Annotated in this window: 16 protein-coding genes and 1 pseudogene; 12 read left to right on the top strand and 5 right to left on the bottom strand. The window is 72.2% G+C overall.

The window, feature by feature from the left end; translation table 11 throughout:
* Positions 1 to 178 precede the first annotated feature (178 nt).
* A pseudogene (locus tag AB0K82_RS27895) lies at positions 179 to 496 on the top strand (CoA-transferase); the annotation flags it as partial.
* Between the two features lie 254 nt (positions 497 to 750).
* Here the strand turns inward: AB0K82_RS27895 and AB0K82_RS27900 are convergent.
* Positions 751 to 4,173: a glycoside hydrolase family 3 C-terminal domain-containing protein gene (locus AB0K82_RS27900; RefSeq protein WP_364402407.1), complete on the bottom strand. Its 3,423-nt coding sequence runs from the start codon at positions 4,171 to 4,173 to the stop codon at positions 751 to 753.
* Between the two features lie 280 nt (positions 4,174 to 4,453).
* Positions 4,454 to 4,909: a MarR family winged helix-turn-helix transcriptional regulator gene (locus tag AB0K82_RS27905; RefSeq protein ID WP_364402410.1), complete on the bottom strand. Its 456-nt coding sequence runs from the start codon at positions 4,907 to 4,909 to the stop codon at positions 4,454 to 4,456.
* Positions 4,910 to 4,955: 46 nt separating this feature from the next.
* Here AB0K82_RS27905 and AB0K82_RS27910 point away from each other — a divergent pair, with 46 nt between their 5' ends.
* The 3 genes from AB0K82_RS27910 to AB0K82_RS27920 all read left to right on the top strand — a co-directional run bounded on the left by AB0K82_RS27910 (position 4,956) and on the right by AB0K82_RS27920 (position 8,532).
* Positions 4,956 to 6,062, top strand: a complete 1,107-nt coding sequence (locus AB0K82_RS27910; RefSeq protein WP_364402412.1) for an ABC transporter substrate-binding protein — start codon at positions 4,956 to 4,958, stop codon at positions 6,060 to 6,062.
* Between the two features lie 74 nt (positions 6,063 to 6,136).
* Entirely contained in the window at positions 6,137 to 7,528 is a 1,392-nt protein-coding gene (locus tag AB0K82_RS27915; protein ID WP_364402415.1) for an APC family permease, read from the top strand.
* Positions 7,525 to 8,532, top strand: coding sequence for an acetamidase/formamidase family protein (locus AB0K82_RS27920; protein WP_364402417.1), 1,008 nt, complete (start codon positions 7,525 to 7,527; stop codon positions 8,530 to 8,532). The genes AB0K82_RS27915 and AB0K82_RS27920 overlap by 4 nt, the downstream gene beginning before the upstream one ends.
* 63 nt (positions 8,533 to 8,595) lie before the next feature.
* On the opposite strand, the gene AB0K82_RS27925 is transcribed toward AB0K82_RS27920, so the two are convergent.
* On the bottom strand, positions 8,596 to 9,237 hold the full coding sequence (locus AB0K82_RS27925; RefSeq protein WP_364402420.1) for a class I SAM-dependent methyltransferase: 642 nt from the start codon (positions 9,235 to 9,237) through the stop codon (positions 8,596 to 8,598).
* A gap of 132 nt (positions 9,238 to 9,369) precedes the next feature.
* Here AB0K82_RS27925 and AB0K82_RS27930 point away from each other — a divergent pair, with 132 nt between their 5' ends.
* The 7 genes from AB0K82_RS27930 to AB0K82_RS27960 all read left to right on the top strand — a co-directional run bounded on the left by AB0K82_RS27930 (position 9,370) and on the right by AB0K82_RS27960 (position 15,026).
* Positions 9,370 to 10,242, top strand: coding sequence for an acyl-CoA dehydrogenase (locus tag AB0K82_RS27930; protein WP_364402422.1), 873 nt, complete (start codon positions 9,370 to 9,372; stop codon positions 10,240 to 10,242).
* Positions 10,239 to 10,931, top strand: a complete 693-nt coding sequence (locus AB0K82_RS27935; protein WP_364402425.1) for a PIG-L family deacetylase — start codon at positions 10,239 to 10,241, stop codon at positions 10,929 to 10,931. The genes AB0K82_RS27930 and AB0K82_RS27935 overlap by 4 nt, the downstream gene beginning before the upstream one ends.
* Complete coding sequence (locus AB0K82_RS27940) at positions 10,928 to 11,518, top strand: SAM-dependent methyltransferase (RefSeq protein WP_364402428.1); 591 nt, start codon at positions 10,928 to 10,930, stop codon at positions 11,516 to 11,518. The genes AB0K82_RS27935 and AB0K82_RS27940 overlap by 4 nt, the downstream gene beginning before the upstream one ends.
* A complete protein-coding gene (locus tag AB0K82_RS27945) occupies positions 11,515 to 12,129 on the top strand; it encodes a glycosyltransferase family 2 protein (protein WP_364402431.1) in 615 nt (204 codons plus the stop codon). The genes AB0K82_RS27940 and AB0K82_RS27945 overlap by 4 nt, the downstream gene beginning before the upstream one ends.
* A 138-nt stretch (positions 12,130 to 12,267) precedes the next feature.
* Entirely contained in the window at positions 12,268 to 14,046 is a 1,779-nt protein-coding gene (locus AB0K82_RS27950) for a discoidin domain-containing protein (protein WP_364402433.1), read from the top strand.
* Between the two features lie 117 nt (positions 14,047 to 14,163).
* A complete protein-coding gene (locus AB0K82_RS27955; protein ID WP_364402436.1) occupies positions 14,164 to 14,595 on the top strand; it encodes an aldo/keto reductase in 432 nt (143 codons plus the stop codon).
* Positions 14,580 to 15,026 (top strand): hypothetical protein, encoded by a 447-nt coding sequence (locus AB0K82_RS27960; RefSeq protein ID WP_364402439.1) that lies wholly within the window; start codon positions 14,580 to 14,582, stop codon positions 15,024 to 15,026. The genes AB0K82_RS27955 and AB0K82_RS27960 overlap by 16 nt, the downstream gene beginning before the upstream one ends.
* 29 nt (positions 15,027 to 15,055) lie before the next feature.
* On the opposite strand, the gene AB0K82_RS27965 is transcribed toward AB0K82_RS27960, so the two are convergent.
* A complete protein-coding gene (locus AB0K82_RS27965) occupies positions 15,056 to 17,587 on the bottom strand; it encodes an ABC transporter permease (protein WP_364402442.1) in 2,532 nt (843 codons plus the stop codon).
* Positions 17,587 to 18,360: an ABC transporter ATP-binding protein gene (locus AB0K82_RS27970; RefSeq protein WP_364402445.1), complete on the bottom strand. Its 774-nt coding sequence runs from the start codon at positions 18,358 to 18,360 to the stop codon at positions 17,587 to 17,589. The genes AB0K82_RS27965 and AB0K82_RS27970 overlap by 1 nt, the downstream gene beginning before the upstream one ends.
* Here AB0K82_RS27970 and AB0K82_RS27975 point away from each other — a divergent pair.
* Positions 18,359 to 18,548: hypothetical protein (locus AB0K82_RS27975; protein WP_364402448.1), on the top strand; the 190-nt coding region annotated here is incomplete at its 3' end. The genes AB0K82_RS27970 and AB0K82_RS27975 overlap by 2 nt on opposite strands.

Here is an 18,548-nt window from a genome sequence, read left to right on the forward strand (position 1 = left end):
GGCGGCGGTGGCACAGGCCCGGGCCGGGCAGGGACGGATGACGGCTCGGGTCCGTCGCTGGAATGTCGCAGGGCGGTCCTATCCTCCCCGGCGTGTACCGATCGGAAGTCGCCTACCGCTATCCGCATCCGTCATCGGTCTCGGAGACGGATGTGGCCTTCGCGACGTCAGGGGGCGTCACGCGGACTCCTTCGCCATGATGCGCGGCGGCCACCTCGACGTGTGCGTCATGGGCGCGTTCCAGGTCTCGGCGAGTGGTGACCTCGCCAACTGGGACACCGGCGCGCCCGGCTCGATCCCCGCCGTCGGCGGCGCGATGGATCTGGCGATCGGCGCCAAGCGGGTCTACGTGATGATGACGCTCTTCGCGCGGGACGGCAGCCCGAAACTCGTGCCCACCTGCACGTACCCCCTCACCGGTGTCGGCTGTGTCAGCCGTGTCTACACCGACCACGCCGTATTCGAGAGCACCCCCGACGGCGTCCGCGTGCTCGAGTCGTTCGGCACCTCCATCGAGGAGCTTCGCGCCCGGTTGGAAGTCCCGCTCGTGATCGACGCCCGCCGGCCGTCCCGTCCGTCGGCGGCACCACCCGCTTCCGCGGTTCTCGAGAAAAACGTCGTGCTGGCTTTCAGGCGGGTTGCTCGACCGGTGCTCCGATCGCGGTCGCGCGGCAAGGGGCAGGCACTCTCCCACCCTCCGGCGGAGGGTGGGAGAGTGCCGTGAGTTCGGCCGGTGGGCCGAGCCGCGGGTCAGCCGACGGTGATGGCGAACACGTGGATTCCGTTGTCGCCCGGCAGGGTGACCGTCGCGACGGTCTTGGCCGGGTCGAGCGCGCCTCCGGTCGTGTAGAGGCTCACCTTGTGGTTGCCGAGGGTGTCGGTGGGCGGGCGGTTCCAGTTGGCGGTGGTGACCGCCAGCTGGCTGTTGCCGCTGGCGGCGTTGCCGTACCAGTCGGGGAAGGTGATCGCGACGTCGGCGGTCGTGCCGTCGGTGTAGGTGACGGTCACCGTGCCCGAGTGCGAGGAGCCGGTGCCGGTTCCCAGGAGGCCGAGCCTGCCGCCCTTGCCGTGGACCTGGATGACCTGTCCGGCCGCGGCGACGTTGTCCGGCTGCCCGGGCCGGGTGTTGGGCCAGGCGTAGGAGAGACCGTTCGCGGTCACCGTCGCTCCCGGGGTGTAGCCGACCGCGGCGAGCTGCGTGGCGGAGAAGCTGTAGCCCTTCGGGTCGAGGTTGCCGGGGGACGGGTCGCCGTCGGCGGTGATCCCCACGTTGTCGAACGCGTGCGCCACGTCGGCGTACGGCACGACCGTCGTCGTGTCGGCGTGGCGGGTCTGCCTCCCGTCCAGGATGAAGGAGGCGTTCCCGGTGAGGGTGGCCGGGCCGCCCGCCGCGTCGGCCGGTGCGGTCACCTTCCAGGTGGTACTGACCTTGCCGTTGGGGGGAACGTCGGTCGGGACGGACCTGCGGGTGGTCGCGGGCTCCACCGTCCAGCCCTGGGGCGCGGAGAGCGAGAGCTTCAGGTCGCGCACGCCGGAGTCACCGGTGTTGGTGAAGGTCTGCTCGACCGTCTGCGTGGTGCCGGGCCGGGTGACCTTGGCGGCGGTGACCGACGTGTACTGCGTGCCGAGGGTACGGCGGACGGTCACCGCGGTGGTGAGCGGGGTGTCCGCGGAGGACTCGCCCACGTAGACGGGGTACTCGCCGTCCAGGACGGTCCACGCGTGGGCCTTGTCGTCCCAGATCCGCAGGTCGCCCGAGTCCAGGGTGAGCGTCACCTTCTTGGTCTGACCGGCCTTCAGCCGGACCTTGGCGAACGCCTTGAGCTCCTTCGGCGGCTCGCCGGCGCTCTTGGGGTGGCCGAGGTAGGCCTGGACGACGTCGGATCCGGTGCGGTCGCCGGTGTTGGTGACGTCGACGGTCAGCCGCACCTTGCCGTTGGTGCCCGCGCCGGCGATGACGTGGGCCGGGCCGCTACGCAGGTGGGACAGCTTGAAGGTGGTGTAGGACAGGCCGTAGCCGAAGGGGAAGAGCGGGGTCTTGTTCTCGTCCTGGTACCAGCGGTATCCGACGTCCAGCTTCTCGCTGTAGTCGTACACGCCGTTGACCGCGGGGTAGCGGCCGGGCGCGGCGGCGACGGCGGTCTGGGTGTCGGTCGTCGGGAAGCTGACCGGGAGCCGGCCGCCGGGCTCGGCGTCGCCGGTGAGCAGCTCGGCGAGGGCGTTGCCGTCCTCCTGACCGGGGTACCACGTGTCGAGCACCGCGGGGACCTTGTCCAGCCACGGCATCAGCACCGGGGCGCCGGCCCGCAGCACCACGACGGTGCTGGGGTTCGCGGCGGCGACCGCCTCGATCAGGGCGTCGTTGTTGCCGGGCAGGGCCAGAGTGGTGCGGTCCGAGCCCTCGGTGGACGAGTCGCCGACCACGACCACGGCGGCGTCGGCGCTCTTGGCGGCGGCGACGGCGGCCTGGATCTGCGGGTCGGGAAGGGTCGGGGACGACCAGCCGATGGTGACGGACGCGTCACCGGTGTTCTCGTAGTACTCGATCCGGATGCTGTGCCGCTCACCGGCGGTGAGCTGCACGGGGGTGCTCTTGACGGTCCGTACCGAGTGGTCGCTCCAGTTGTCGGCGATCAGCTTGTCGTCCAGGTAGACGCGGCTGCCGTCGTCGCTGGTGGCGGAGAAGGTGTACGCGCCGGTCGCCGGCGCGGTGAGCGTGCCCGTCCAGCGCGCGGAGAAGCCGTCGGCGGGGATGCCGGCGGCCGGAGAACCGCTTCCCCAGTTGAAGTCGACGTTGGCGTCGTCGCGGGTGACCGCGGGGGTTCCGGTGAGGGTCTTGTTGGTGAAGTACTCGCCCTTGAGGCCGGTCAGCGCGGACGCCGGAATCGCGGGCTGGCCCGAGGCCGTGCCCGCCTTGACGTGGTCGACGGTCACCGAGTCGCCGAGTCTCGCCTTGAGGCCGGAGACCGGGTCGACCTTCTTGTACGGGGTGACGGCCGAGCTGCCGCCGCCTCCGGTGACCGCGGTGTCGGCGTTGGGGCCGATCACGGCGATCGAGTGCAGTCTCCTCGTGTCCAGGGGCAGCGTGTTCTTGCTGTTCTTCAGCAGCACGCTGCCGTCCTCGGCGGCCTGTTTCGCGACGGCGCTGTCCTTGTCGAAGTCCGCGGTCACGGGCTTGCTCGGATCGAACAGGCCGGTGCGGAACTCCAGCCGCAGGATGCGGCGGGCCGCGTCGTCGAGCACGGACTGCGGCACCTGGCCGGCCGCGACCGCCGCGGGCAGCTGCTTGAAGTAGGTGGTGCCGCTGAACTCCTGGTCCAGACCGGCGAGCGCGGAGGCGACCGTCGAGTGGTTGGCCGGGTAGTCGGTGTCGATGACTCCGTCGAACTTCCAGGTGTCGATGAGGATGTCGCGCAGGATCTGCGCGTTCTCGCACGCGTAGACGCCGTTGACCTTGTTGTAGGCGCACATCACCGACCAGACCTTGCCGTCCGCGACCGCCTTCTCGAAGGCCGGGAGGTAGATCTCGTGCAGCGTCCGCTCGTCGATGTTCGAGCTGGAGGTCGTGCGGGCGTTCTCCTGGTTGTTGCCCGCGTAGTGCTTGACCTGGGCCGCGACACCCTGGGCCTGGATGGCCCGGATCTCGGAGGAGGCGAGGTCGCCGGCCAGCTCCGGGTCCTCGCCGAGGGTCTCGAAGTCACGGCCGCCGAGCGGGGTGCGGACGATGTTGACCATCGGCCCGTAGATCGCCTGGTAGCCGCGGTACCTTGCCTCGGTGCCCATGACCGTGCCGTACGCCTTGGCCGTCTCGGTGTTGAAGGAGGCGGCCAGCGACACCGGGGAGGGCAGCGCGGTCTCGGGCCGGCCGTCACGGACGCCGCTCGGGCCGTCGCTGAACTGCATGCCGGGGACGCCCAGACGCTCGATTCCCGGGATGTAACCGGTGGCGTGCGAACCGCTGGGCCGCCCCACCGCGGTCATCAAGGTGGCCTTCTCGTCGTTGGTCAGCTGCCTCAGCAGCAGATCGACCCTTTTCTCCAGCGGCAGTGAGGTGTTCAGCCAGGGTCTGGCCCCTTCCCCGGAAGCGGCCTGGGCCACTCCGGTGGCCGCGGTGAACGGCGCGGCCAAGGCGGCGATCGCCGCCGCTGCGACCGCGAGACGAGCCATGCGCATACCGAGACTCCACTCGACGTACGGATTGACGGAATCCTCGTGCGTTCAAAAAGTGATCAAGATCCCGGCGTAGTGTCCGTTGATGAGGCGAATAGCGTCAATAGTCTGAACACAAGTACCGATCATGAGGCCGGAAGTGGACAACGCGCCACAGCGCCGATCAGCGGCCGTCAACTGCGGATATAGGAGAAGGGAACCGCTCCCCGCGACTCCCGAAGCCGGGCACCGCGTTCAGATTTCGTTACCCGTGACTCAGGGCGGCGTGGGCCCGCTCGGTCGTTCAGAGCCTCTCGCGCACGGATCTGAGCAGCGCGGACATGGTCGTCACCGTGTCCGGGCCCAGGCGGGCGGCGATCCCCTGCTCGTGCGCGGCGGCCAGCGCGTCCAGTCGCCGCAGCTTGTTCCGGCCGAGTTCGGACACGTGCACGGTCACCCGTCGGCGGTCCCGGCTCGACTGGGACCGGTAGAGGTAGGCCGAGTCGACCAGGGTGTCGACGATGCGGGTGAGGGTGGGATGGGGGATCTCCACCTCCGCCGCGAGCTCGCCCATCGAGCGGCCCTCCGCGCCGTCCAGCGCGCGCAGCACCCGCCACTGGTCCACGGACGTGCCCTCCTCCTCCAGCACGGCGCCCAGGTCCCGGGCGATGGCACGTTGGATGCGGGTGAGCAGGTCGACGAGGTCGGCCGTGGCGGCGGGCAGGACCGTTTCACTCTGGTTCGTCGCCGAGGTCGACAAGATGCGCCTTCCGCCGTGGGCCGTTGCGCAGAGCATACTTGTCGGGATGAACGGCGCGGCGGTCGTACGGGACGCCATGGAGCTCATGGTCGCGGGACCGGATGCCTCGGTGCTGCGCCTCGGCCTGCTGCTTCCGCTGTCCGGGCCGCTCGGCCTGACCGGCCCCTCCGGACTCGCCGCGGCGCGACTGGCCGCGAGCGAGGCGACCTCGGCCGGTCGGCCCGTCGAACTCGTCCTGGTCGACGCCGGCCGGCGGCCGCAGGAGGTGGCACGGGACGCCGGTTCACTCGCCGAGGCGGGGCTCGTCCAGGCGTTCGTCGGCTACCACACGAGTGACGTGCACCGGGCCGTGGAGGCCGCGGTCGCCCGCCGATCGGCCTACTTCTTCACGCCGCCGCAGGAAGGGGGCACGCGGGAGCAGGGCGTCGTCCTGCTGGGCGGCTCCCCGGCAGACCAGTTGGCGCCCGCGCTGCGCTGGCTGGCCGAACACCGGCGGCCGCGGCGGTGGGCGCTGGTGGGCAGCGACTACATCTGGCCGCGTTCGGTGCACCGGGTGGCCGCCCCGCTGATCCGATCGATCGGTGCCGAGGTGGTGCTGGACCGGCTCCTGCCGTTCGAGCCGGTCGTGGGAACGGGCGCCGAGGAGGCGGTGGACGCTCTACTCCGGGTGCGCGCGGACGCCGTCCTGCTCAGCCTCGTCGGCCGTGACCTCGTCCGGTTCAACCGGTTGTTCGCGTCGTCCGGTCTCGGCTCGCGCGTACTGCGGCTGTCCGGGTCGCTGGAGACGAACGGGCTGCTGGCCATCGGCGGCGACGACACCGGAGAGCTGTACTCCACGATGCGATCGTTCGCCGGTCAGGACAGTGAGCGCCGGATCGCCCTCGCCGAGCGGCACCGGGCCGAGTTCGGCGATCATGGCCCGGCGCTGGACGTCTACGCGGAGGGGCTGTACGACGGCGTGCACCTGGCGGCGGCGCTCGCGGCGTACGGCGCGCTCGCCCCGGAGCGCGTGACCGCGGCGGCCGGCCGTCTGCTGACCGGCGCACCGGACGCGCGAAGGGCGTGGGCGGCCGCCCCGCTCGGCCCGCCGCGCGCCGGCGGGTACCTGGCCAGGGCGGATGGACTCGATCTGACGGTGGTCAGCCGCTACTGATTTTCCCAGTCAAAACCTTTTCATCTGGAAGTAGATTCCCTAGGCTGCGCTCACCGCTCCATCGAGGAGGATCCATGAGTGACGTCGAAGGGATCGAACGTTACGGATACGCCCAGGAGCTGCGGCGTTCGCTCAGCTTCCGGGACCTGGTCGTGTACGGGCTGATCTTCATGGTGCCGATCGCGCCGTTCGGCATCTTCGGCAGCGTGTTCCAGGGCTCGGGCGGCATGGTCGCCCTCGCGTACGCCATCGGGATGCTGGCCATGATGTTCACCGCCGGCTCGTACGCGCAGATGTCGCGGGCCTTCCCCATGGCGGGCTCGGTCTACACCTACGCCGGCCGGGGCATCGGCGCACCCGTCGGATTCCTGTCCGGCTGGATGATCCTCCTGGACTACGTGCTGGTGCCCAGCCTGCTGTACCTGATCGCGAGCGTGGCGATGAACTCGCTCGTGCCCGCGGTCCCGGTGTGGCTGTGGCTGATCGCCTTCGTCGTCCTCAACACCGTGGTCAACTACCTGGGCATCGAGATGACCGCGCGGATCAACCGGATCATGCTCGTCGCCGAGCTGATCATCCTCGCGATCTTCCTCGTCGTGGGCGTCGTGGCGCTCACGCAGGGCAAGGGGCACGGCTCGGCGTTGTCTCCGCTGTACAACCACGCCACCTTCTCCTGGGGCCTGGTCTTCGGCGCGGTCTCCATCGCCGTCCTCAGCTTCCTCGGTTTCGACGGCATCTCGACGCTGGCCGAGGAGAACCGCGAGTCGGCACGGGCCATCGGCAGGTCGATGGTGGCCGCCCTCGTACTGACCGGCGTGCTGTTCATCGTGCAGACCTGGGTGGCCTCGCTCCTGGTGCCCGACCAGGCCGGGCTGATCGCCCATGGGGATCCGGACGGCACCGCCTTCTACGACGCCGCCCGGGCCGCGGGCGGCGCCTGGCTGGCCAAGCTGACGGCCCTGGCGACCGCGATCTCCTGGGGCTTCGCGAACTCGCTCGTCGCCCAGGCCGCCACGTCGCGGCTGCTGTACGCGATGGCACGGGACCGGCAGCTGCCCGGCTTCCTGGCCAAGGTGCACCCGAGGCGGCGTGTCCCCGTCAACGCCACCCTGCTGGTCGCGGCGGTCTCGCTCGGCCTCGGCCTGTACATGGACAGCCGCAGCGACGGGATCACCCTGCTCAGCTCGCTGGTCAACTTCGGGGCCATGACCGCGTTCCTGGTGCTGCACGTCGCCGTCGTGGTGCACTACGTGGTCCGCTCCGGCAGCCGGGACTGGTGGCGCCATCTGATCGCTCCCGCGCTCGGCTTCCTGATCCTCGGCTACGTCGTCATCAACGCCAGGGTCGCGGCGCAGAAGATGGGTTTCGTTTGGCTGGCCATCGGGGTGATCGTGCTGGTGGGGCTCCTCATCGCCCGTCGCCGGCCCACCCTGGCGGGCATCACCGGTGAGGAGGCCGGACAGTGAGCATCGAGGTCGTGACGTTGGACGCCGAGCCCGCCTTCGCCTTCGGCGGCCGGCCACCGGCGCTGACCGTCGAACCGGGCACCGTGGTCGAACTGTTCACCGAGGACTGCTTCGGCGGCGCGGTCCGCACGGTCGATGACCTGCCGAGCGAGGTCTGTGAGTTCCCCTACCTCAACCCGGTCACCGGTCCCATCGCCGTGGCCGGCGCCGAGCCGGGCGACACGGTCGCGGTGCACTTCGCGGCGATCCGGCCGGCCAGGAGCTGGGCCGTCTCGTCCACGTTCCCGCACTTCGGCGCGCTGACCACGACCCACACGACGGCGATGCTGCATCCGGCGCTCGAAGAGCGGGTGTGGCTGTACGACGTCGACCCGGCGCGCGGGATCTGCCGGTTCCGGGCGCGCTCCGCCGAGCTGGAGGTGGAGCTCCCGCTCGACCCGATGCACGGCACGGTCGGCGTGGCGCCGGCCGCCGGCGAGGTCATCATGTCCATCACCCCGGGTGCGCACGGCGGGAACATGGACACGCCGGAACTACGCGCCGGCACGACCGCCTACTTCGGCGTCAACGTGCCCGGCGGCCTGGTCTCGATCGGCGACGGGCACTGCCGGCAGGGCGAGGGCGAGGTGTGCGGCACCGCCGTGGAGACCGCGATGAACACGGTGGTCGTCGTGGATCTCATCAAGGGCGGCGCTCCGGCGTGGCCGCGCCTGGAGAGCGACGGCCACGTCATGTCGATCGGCTCGGCCCGTCCGCTGGAGGACGCCTTCCGGATCAGCCAGCACGATCTGGTCATCTGGACCTCCGACCTGCTCGGGCTCGACCGGCTCGACGCGTACCAGTTGGTCAGCCAGGCCGGGCTCGCGCCGACCGGCAACGTGGTGGACACCAACTACACGATGCTCGCCAAGCTGCCGAAGAGCGTCCTGACCGGCGCCTCCGTCTACGACGGCACGCACGCCCGCCTGCGCGCCGTCGCCGCCGAGTACCTCGCCCAGCGCTGACAGGCCGCTCCGGCCGGGGGTGGTGCGGTCGACTGAGACCGACCGCACCACCACGCCACGGCCTCACGGACGAATCGCGCTGCCCAGGACCTGCGGAGCGATGGGGAAGGGCATGCCGGTCTCGGCGCGGCCGAACCGATCGAGACGCTCGAGCTCGAACCCGGCCGCCCGGACGGCGGCGACCGTGTCGCGGCCGGTGTGACAGCCGCCGGCGAGCAGCGGCCACACGGTGGCGTCGACGGCCCGCTGCGCCCCTCGCCGGACCGGGGTGTCGGCTCGCACGTGCTCGAAGAACCGCAGCCGGCCCCCGGGCCGCAGCACGCGGGCGATCTCGGCCAGCGCGGCGGCCTGGTCGGGGACCGTGCACAGGACCAGGGAGACCACCACCGCGTCGAAGGATCCGTCGGTGGCGGGAAGACGGTCGGCCACGCCGGGAACGACCTCGACGGGGACGGGGGCCCGCGCGGCGGCCGCTCGGGCGACCCGCCGCAGGTGGCTCTCGGGCTCGACGGCCACGAGGCGGCGGACCTCACGGGGATAGTGGGCGAAGCTGGACCCGGTGCCCGCGCCGATCTCGATGACCTCGCCGGACAGGCCCGCGAGCAGCGCCCTGCGGGAGGCGACGAGCCCGCGGTCCAGCAGTGGGCAGAAGCGGGCATAACAGCGGGCGAACAGCGGATGTCCCCGCGAACCGCTCGTGCGCATCCTCAATACCCCTCCCTCTTCCCCGGCGAGGCGACGACGTCACTCTGCCAGTCTCATCCGCCGCTCGATGAGCGGAGAACTAGAAGTGACATATCCGGGTAGAAGCGCCGCATGTCTTCATGGGGTCGGTATGTGGAACGGCGTTTCACCGAGGTCACCCAGTCGCGGCTTCCCCTGCCCGGCGGCGGTGCGACGCGCGAGAGGTGGGCCGCGCTGGCCAGGCTCGCGGAGGAGGATCTGTCACTGGCCCGGCTGAGCGAGGGCCACTTCGACGCGCTGGCGATCCTGGCCGAGCTGAACGGCCCGGAGCCCGGGTCCGGCGAACGCTGGGGGGTCTGGGCGGCCAAGCCGGCCGGCCTGGAGGTAAGGGACGGCCGCGTGCGCGGGGTGAAGCCGTACTGCTCGGGGGCGCGCGTCTGCACCCGGGCGCTGGTCACCGCGGGCGACCGGCTGTTCGCCGTGTCTCCAGGTGAGCCGATCGAGGGCAGTTGGCCGGCGACCGGGATGGCGGCCAGCGATAGCCTCAGCGTCCGCTTCGACGACGTGCCGGCCGAGGAGGTCGGGCCGGCCGGAGGCTACATCGACCGGCCGGGCTTCCACCACGGCGGGATCGGCGTGGCGGCCGTCTGGTACGGCGGGGCCCGCGCCGTCGCCCGCGCTCTGCTCGGCGCGAAGGGGCCGCACGCGCTGGCCCACCTCGGGACGGTGGACATCGCGCTGACCGCCGCGCGTGACGCGCTGGAACGCGCGGCCGCCGACATCGACGCGGACCCGCTCGACCGCAAGGGTCAAGGGGCGGCGCGCGCTCTGCGGGTGCGTTCCCTGGTCGCCGAAGTGGCGGCCGACGTGCTCGACCGTACGGGCCGGGCGCTCGGGGCGGGACCGCTGTGCCATGACGAGGCGCACGCCCGGCGGGTCGCCGACCTGACCGTCTACATCCGCCAGCATCACGCCGACCGCGATCTGGCCGCCCTCGGCGAACTGGTCACCGGGGAGGAGTGGTGAGCGCCGACGAGCCGAACCCGATCGACGCGCCGGGCACGGCCGAGGAGACCTGGCGGGCCTGGGACGGCCTGGACGCGCTGCCCATCCTCGACGTGTCGCGGTGGCGGAGCGTGGTCGTCCTCGCCGCGCACCCCGATGACGAGGTGCTGGGCGCGGGCGGCCTGATGGCGCTGCTCGCCGACGCCGGCGTACGGCTCCGGCTGGTCGCCGTCACGGACGGCGAGGGGTCCCACCCGGGCGAGGACGTCGCGCCCCGGCGGGTCGCCGAGACCGCGGACGCGCTCAAGCACCTCGGCGACTGCGAGGTCGTGCGCCTGGGGATGCCCGACACCGGCGTACGGGACACCGAGCTCGCCCGACTGCTGCCCGGCCTCCTCGACGGCTTCGACGTCTGCCTCGCCCCGTGGGAGAAGGACGTCCACTCCGACCACGAGGCCACGGGACGCGCCGCCCTCGCGTGCGGCGCCGAGGTGCTCCGGTTCCCCATCTGGACCTGGCACTGGGCACGACCCGCCGACCCCCGTCTGCCCTGGGACCGCGCGGTCCAGGTGCCGTTGCCGGCCGAGATCGCCGAGCGCAAGCGGGCGGCGATCGAGTGCTTCACCAGCCAGCTCGAAGGCCCGGACCCGATCCTGCCGCCGGGCATCGTCGCGCACTTCACGCGGCACCGGGAGGTGTTCTTCCGGTGACCCTCGGACCGGACTACTTCGAATCCGTCTACGCCGCGTCCAGCGACCCGTGGGGCTTCACCACCCGCTGGTACGAGGAGCGCAAGTACGCGCTCACCCTGGCGATGCTCCCCCACCGGCGCTACGCCGACGCGTTCGAACCCGGCTGCTCGATCGGCGTCCTCACCGCGCTGCTGGCGCCCCGGTGCGACCGGCTGCTGTCCTGCGACGTCGCCCCCGAAGCCGTACGGCAGGCGCGGCTGCGATCGCCCGGGACGAGGGTGGAACAGCGGATGCTCCCCGAGGAGTGGCCGTCCGGCCGGTTCGACCTGATCGTGTTCTCCGAGCTGCTCTACTACCTGGACCGGGACGACCTGCGGCGGGTCGTGGACCTGGGCGCCGGGTCGCTGAAGCCCGGCGGCACCCTGCTGGCCGTGCACTGGCGTCACCCCGTGTCCGACTACCCGCTGACCGGTGACGAGGCGCACGCCGCCCTGCGGGCGACCGGGCTGTCGCTCCTCGCCGAGCACCGGGAGGCCGACTTCCTCGCCGAGGTGTACGTCGACGGTGATCCCGTGTCGGTGGCCGCCGCCGAGGGACTCACGTGACCGCGGGCGTCGTCGTCCCCGCCCACAACGAGGAACGCCTGCTCTCCGCCTGCCTGCAGGCGCTCGGCGACGCGACGGTGGTCGTCGTCGCCGACGCGTGCACCGACCGTACGGCCGAGGTGGCGCGCGGGCACGGTGCCATGGTGGTCGAGATCGGGGCGCGCAACGTCGGGATCGCGCGGGCCGCCGGGGTGCGGGAACTGCTGCGGCGAGGCGTGTCGTGGGTGGCCACCACCGACGCCGACACGCTGGTCCCGCCGAACTGGCTCACGGCGCAGCTCCGGTACGCCGTGGACGGGTGGGAGGCCGTCGCCGGCACCGTCACGGTCGCCGATTGGACCGGTCATCCTCCGCATCGTCCCGCCGCCTACGCTCGCCACTACGCGGCCGACTCCCCCATCCACGGCGCCAATCTCGGCTTCAGCGCGGCGGCGTACCGCGCGGCCGGCGGCTTCCCGCCGCTCGCCACGGGAGAGGACCGTGCGCTCGTCACGGCGCTGGAGCGGGCCGGGCGGCGGGTGCTGCGCACACGACGGCTCCCCGTCGTCACCTCGGCGCGCCGGCACTACCGCGCGCCGTCCGGCTTCGGACACCTGCTGACGACGCTCTGAGACGGTGTCTCCGTCCCAGCACGCGATTGATGCGACTGATGCTTAAACTTAGACTTGACATAAGGTCAGAACGAGGTGAGTGTACGGCTCGTACAGCGCTCCCTGAGGAGCTCCCCCGCCTCGCTCTCAGGAGATCCCATGTCCCCCGCATCAGCCTCGTCCCCGGTCCGGGCTCGGGCCACACGGCCGTGGAAACGGCGTGCCGGGCGTTCCCCGCGGTCGCTCGGGCACCGGTCGGTCCTGGTCATCCTGGCGCTGCTCGGCGCCTGCCTGAGCGGAGTGATCACCACCGGTGTCCCCGCCGCGCACGCCGGTACGGTGCCGCCGCCCCCGTCCGGCTGGACGACCGTGTTCAGCGACGACTTCGCCGGGGCCGCCGGATCACCGCCCTCCTCGGCGAACTGGTTCTACGACATCGGCACCGGCTACGGCACCGGCGAGATCGAGCAGACGACCAGTTCCACCGCCAACTCCTACCTGGACGGGAACGGTCATCTGGTGCTCAAGGCCATCAAGAACGGCAGCACCTGGACCTCGGCACGGCTGGAGAGCACGCGCGAGGACTTCCAGGCGCCGCCGGGCGGCAGGCTGGAGATGACGGCGTCGATCCAGCAGCCCAACCCGGCCGCCGGTCTGGGGTACTGGCCCGCGTTCTGGGCGCTGGGCTCGCCGATGCGGGCCGGCGGCGGCTGGCCCACCTCCGGTGAGATCGACATGATGGAGGACGTCAACGGCCTCAACGAGGCGTCCCAGACCCTGCACGACTCGGCCAACAGCCCCGGGCACGCGCTGATCCCCTGCCCGGACACCACCTCGACCTGCCAGACCGGCTACCACACCTATTCGGTGGTCATCGACCGCACCAACACCGCCGCCGAGACCCTGCAGTTCCTGATGGACGGCACGGTGGAGAGCACCATCACCGAGGCATCGGTCGGCACCACCGCCTGGCAGCAGGCCATCGACCACGGGTTCTTCATCATCTGGGACCTGGCGATGGGCGGCAACTACCCCGACGGGATCTGCGGCTGCACCACGCCGACCTCCGCCACCACGTCCGGCGCCTCGATGAGCGTCGCCTACGTGGCCGTGTACGAACAGGGCGGCAACTCGACCCCCACCGCCACCGCCACCGCGACCGGCGCGATCAAGGGGATCAACGGCCTGTGCCTGGCGAACCAGAACGCGCTGAACACCGAGGGCAACCCGATCGGCGTCAGCGCGTGCGACGGCGGTGCCGGCCAGGTCTGGTCGACCTACAGCGACGACACCCTGCGGGTGCAGGGCGGCTGCCTCGACGTGGTCAGCGCCGGGACGGCGAGCGGCACCAACGTCGACTGGTATCCCTGCAACAGCACGAACGCCCAGGTCTGGAAGCGCCAGAACGGCGAACTGGTCAACCCCAACTCCGGCCTGTGCCTGACCGATCCCGGCGGCAACACGGGCGCCCGGCTCGACATCGAGACCTGCACCGGTTCCGCGCAGCAGCAGTGGACGACGCCGTCTGGCGGTTCCGGCGGCGGGTGCTCCACGACGAACCTGGCCCAGGGCAGGACCGCGACCGCGTCGTCGGCCGAGTCCGTGGCCTTCCCGGCGCCCAACGCGGTCGACGGGAACCTGGGCACCCGGTGGTCGTCGGCCTTCAGCGATCCCCAGTGGCTCCAGGTCGACCTCGGCGCCACCCGATCGATCTGCCGGGCGACCCTGAACTGGGAGACCGCCTACGCCACCGCGTTCCAGATCCAGGTCTCGGCCGACGCGAACACCTGGACGACCGTCTACTCCACCACCACCGGGACCGGAGGAACGCAGACCGTCGACCTCACCGGATCGGGCCGCTACGTCCGCGTGTACGGCACGAAGCGGGCGACCCAGTACGGCTACTCGCTCTGGGAGCTCCAGGTCTACGGGTCCTAGAAGGAATGTGACCGGTGGGACGGACGTGGCCCGCGCGGTAGCGTGGACGGCACCGCGCAGGCCGTTCCCCCGATGAGGCGTCGGCGCAGGACGCCCGCCTGGCCTGGGAGGTCGCAGTTGCCGATCGAGACGGCGGAATTCGGGCGCACCGGCCACACCAGCACGCGTGTGATCTTCGGAGCGGCGGCACTGGCCGCGGTGTCCCAGAGCGTCGCGGACCGGACCCTCGACGTCCTCCTCGAGTACGGCGTGAACCACATCGACGTGGCCGCGTCCTACGGCGAGGCCGAGGTGCGCCTCCGCCCGCTCCTGCGACGGGAGCCGGACCGGTTCTTCCTGGCGACCAAGACCGGCGAGCGCACGGCGGCCGGCGCGCGCGAAGAGCTGCACCGGTCACTGGACCGCCTCGGCGTGGACCACGTCGACCTGTGGCAACTGCACGCCCTGGCCGACCCGATCGAGTGGGACGTCGCGCTCAGTCCCGGCGGGGCGATCGAGGCGGCCCTCGCGGCCCGGGACGAGGGACTCGTGCGGTGGATCGGCGTGTGACCGGCCACGGCACGCAGATCGCGGCCACCCACCGGCGCAGCCTGGAGAGGTTCGACTTCGACTCGGTGCTGCTGCCCTACAACTACGTCACGATGCGCAATCCCTACTACGCCGACAACTTCGAGGCCCTGTACCAGACCTGCCAGGAGCGGCGGGTGGCGATGCAGACGATCAAGTCGATCGCGCTGCGCCCGTGGATGGGCCGCCCGCACACCCGGTCCACCTGGTACGAACCGCTCGAACGGCAGGACGACATCGATCTCGCCGTCTGGTGGGCGCTCGGCCGGCCCGGCGTCTTCGTCAACAGCGTCGGCGACGTGGACCTGCTCCCCCGCGTCCTCGACGCCGCCGCCCGCTTCGGTGAGGCGCCCGACGACGCCGCGATGGACGCGCTGGTCGAGCGGGCCCAAGCCGAGCCGCTGTTCGTCTGACCCGGCGGCCCGGCCGGTCCCGTCGAGGGCTATTCGGCGTGCAGGGCGGTGAGAACGTTCAGGCGTGCGGCGCGGCGCGCGGGGACGGCGGCGGCGAGGAGCCCCGCGACCACCGCGGCGGGCAGGACGACGGCCAGGAGCGGGACGGGGACGCCCGGCGGGCCGAAGGCGTTCCCCTCCAGGGCACGGGCGAGCGGCCAGCCGATCAAAAGGCCGAGCACGACGCCGGTGAGCGACCCGGTGACCACGGTCGTGAGCGCCTCAGCCCGGACGATCGCGCGGACCTGGCGGGCCTCGGCCCCGACGGCGCGCAGCAGCCCGATCTCGCGGGTGCGCTCCAGAACACCGAGCGCCAGGGCGGTGGCCACGGCGATCAGGCCGATGAGGAGGCTCAGGGCCAGCAGACCGGTCATCATCGTGGCGACCAGGTCGATCCCGGCGCCGACCCGGCGGCCGTAGCCGGCCCTGTCGTCGAGGATCGCCTGCGGGTAGTCGCCGCGCAGCGCGACGAGTTCCGCGCGCACCTGTGGCCGGGCGCCCTCGGTGGCCCGGACGAGGATCGTCTTGTCGGCCTGCTGCGCGGGCGGATAGTGACTCCTGTAGTCGGTGAGGGGGATGAGGTAGGCGCCGGCGACCTGTTCGTAGTCGTACAGCGCGACGACGCGCACCCGCTGGGTGCCGCCCGTCGGGTAGGTGACGGGGATCGTCTGGCCGAGGTGCCAGCCGACGCGTGTGGCCACCGTGGCGCTGACCGCCATGGTCCCTGGTTTCAGGTCGGCCATGCTGCCGGCCCGCGCGTGCGGGTCGACGAGCCGTGGAAAGGCCGCCGGGTCGATGCCGCACAGCTTGTCGGACATACCGGGCGTCTGGAAGATGCCACACGGGATCCCGGAGGCCGCGGCGACACCGGGCGACCGCGCGATCCGATCGGTCAGCGCCGGGTCCAGTCCGGCGCCCGTCCCCGGTTTGGTGCTGAGGACGTAGTCGGCGCGCAGCGAACGCCGCGCGTCGAGCGCCCGGCTGGAGGTGGTGGTCGCCGCGAGTGCGGCGACGAGGGAGACGGTGGCGACCGCGACGACCAGGGTGCCGCCGGTGCCGGCGACCCGGCGCGGGTTACGCAGCATCTGCCGGTCGGCCAGATGTCCGCAGACGCCTGTGACGGCCGACAGCAGGCGACGTGCCGGAGCGGTGAGCGGGCGCACCAGCATGGGTCCGGCCAGACCCGCACCCAGGAGGAGCACCAGCGCGCCGATCGCGACGGATCCTCTCCCCGAGGTGGCGACGAGCAGGAGGGCCCCCGCGAGGAGGACGCACGTCGCGACGATCCGGCGCGTCCATCCGGGCGGACGGGTGCCGGTGGCCGTCAGATCGGCGGACAGCGCGGCCAGCGGCCGTGAACGGGACGCCCGCAGCGCGGCGGCGCCCGCCGCGACCACGGTCACGCCGACGCCGACGACCAGCGAGGCCACGACGGTGTGCGTCCGCAGGACCGGTGCCGTGGCGGGCAGCGGCAGCCCCAGAGCGCCGAGGGCGGCGCGCAGGCCGGCGGCCAGCCCGATTCCGCCGAACAGGCCGGCGACGCCACCGGCTAGCCCGATCACGGCGGCCTCCGCGAGCACGAGCCGTGCCGTCTGGCCTCGGCTCGCCCCGACGCAGCGCAGCAGGGCGAGTTCCCGCGTGCGTTGGGCGACGGTGATCGTGAACGTGTTGGCGATCAGCAGGGTCGCGACGATGAGCGCGATCACGGCGAAGGCGCTCAGGATGGCGCCGACCAACGAGGCCGCTCGGGAGATGTCGCCGGCCAGCCGGTCGGCCTGCTGGGCACCGGTCCGTACGGTGTAGGCGGCGCCCACCGCCGCCTTGATGCGGTGCGCGAGGGTTGCGGCCGGAACTCCCGCCTGGCCCGCGGCCTCGACGGCGGCGTAGCGCCCGCCGGTCCCGAGCAGCCCGGGCGCGCTCCCCGGCGCGAACCCGACGACGCTGAGGCCGGCGACGGTTCCGGCGGCGCCGAATCCGACGACGCCGCTGACGGTGAAGATCCGGGCCCCGCCTGCCAGCGCGACCCGCAGCGTACGGCCCGGGGCCAGGTGGAGGCTGCCCGCGGTGGTGGCGTCGACGGCGACCTCGTCCGCGTCGCGCGGCCAATGCCCGTCGCGCAGGGTGAACTGACGCAGCCTCGGGTCGGCGGGCACGGAGACGCCGACGGCGGCGGCGGAAGAGGAGACGGCGTGGCCGCGGCGATCGAGCGGCATGGCGTACCCGGCGGCGATGCCTTCCGCGGCGCTCACCCCGGACACGCCACGCACCTTCGAGACCAGGTCGGGGCGGATGGTCGGCGTGCCCGCGAGGACCGACCCGCCGAGCCCGCCGGCGTCGGTGACGATCGCGGAGACGTTCCCGGCGGTCTGGGCGGCCGAGCGGTGCACCCCCACCTCGATGGTGTCGGTGAGCACGTACGTCCCGGACAGGAACGCCACCGCGGCGGCGATCGCCGTCGCCGTCGTGGCGGTACGGACCCGGCGCGCGGCGATGCCCCGGCGCAGCACGGTGCGGACGCCCATCACCGCTCCGCTCCGTCCTCTTCCAGGGCGTCCAGCCGGTCGAGGATCGCCGGCAGCGTCGGCCCGGCCAGGTCCCCGGCGACGCGGCCGTCGGCGAGGAACTGCACCCGATCGGCGTGCGCGGCGGCCGCCGGGTCGTGCGTGACCATCACGACGGTCTGGCCGAGCTCGGCCACGCACCGGCGCAGCAGGCGCAGCAGTTCCGTTCCCGACCGCCGGTCCAGATTGCCGGTCGGCTCATCGGCGAAGACGACTCGCGGCTCGGTGATCAGCGCGCGGGCGACGGCGACCCGCTGGACCTGCCCACCGGACAGCTCGGCCGGACGGTGGTCGAGGCGTTCGGCCAGCCCGAGCAGGCCCACGATGGTGTCCAGCAGGCTCGGGTCGGCGCGCCGCCCGGCGAGTTGGAGCGGCAGCTGGATGTTCTCCCGGGCGGTCAGGGAGGGCAGCAGGTTGAAGGCCTGGAACACGAACCCGACCCGTTCGCGGCGGAGCCGGGTCAGCTCGCGCTCGCCCATGCGGGTGATCTCGACGTCGCCGAGGAAGACCTGCCCGCCGGTCGCGGTGTCCAGCCCGGACAGGCAGTGCAGCAGCGTCGACTTCCCGGAGCCCGACGGGCCCATGACGGCTGTGAAGGAGCCCGCCGGGACCGTCAGGTCCACCTCCCGGAGCGCGTCGACGCCGGTCGGCCCCTCCCCGTAGCGGCGGGTCAGCCCGATCGCGCTGATGGCGGCGGTGGTCGTGGCGGTCGATGAGGACGTGGAGACGGGCATGGTTCTCCTGGGTTTCGGCATGGCTCGGCCCGCGGACCGGTCGATGCGCGACCGGCCCGCCGACCGGCGAGGTTGTCGTGAGGTTCCGGCCGGCGAGCGGCTCGGGACCACGTGGCACCCGTTTGTGGATGGTGCCCAAATGCAGCGGCTCCGTGTCGCCGTGGACGCGGGCCGGCGCGCCGTCGATC

This window comes from Actinoallomurus sp. NPDC052274 (genome assembly GCF_040679475.1).
GTDB classification, from domain to species: domain Bacteria; phylum Actinomycetota; class Actinomycetes; order Streptosporangiales; family Streptosporangiaceae; genus Actinoallomurus; species Actinoallomurus liliacearum.

Excerpts from the sequence above, each read along its gene's own strand:
- AB0K82_RS27965 (WP_364402442.1), bottom strand. The coding sequence starts at position 17,587 with ATGGGCGTCCGCACCGTGCTGCGCCGGGGCATCGCCGCGCGCCGGGTC.
- AB0K82_RS27925 (WP_364402420.1), bottom strand. The coding sequence starts at position 9,237 with ATGCGCACGAGCGGTTCGCGGGGACATCCGCTGTTCGCCCGCTGTTAT.
- AB0K82_RS27910 (WP_364402412.1), top strand. The coding sequence starts at position 4,956 with ATGAACGGCGCGGCGGTCGTACGGGACGCCATGGAGCTCATGGTCGCG.
- AB0K82_RS27970 (WP_364402445.1), bottom strand. The coding sequence starts at position 18,360 with ATGCCCGTCTCCACGTCCTCATCGACCGCCACGACCACCGCCGCCATC.
- AB0K82_RS27900 (WP_364402407.1), bottom strand. The coding sequence starts at position 4,173 with ATGCGCATGGCTCGTCTCGCGGTCGCAGCGGCGGCGATCGCCGCCTTG.
- AB0K82_RS27915 (WP_364402415.1), top strand. The coding sequence starts at position 6,137 with ATGAGTGACGTCGAAGGGATCGAACGTTACGGATACGCCCAGGAGCTG.
- AB0K82_RS27950 (WP_364402433.1), top strand. The coding sequence starts at position 12,268 with ATGTCCCCCGCATCAGCCTCGTCCCCGGTCCGGGCTCGGGCCACACGG.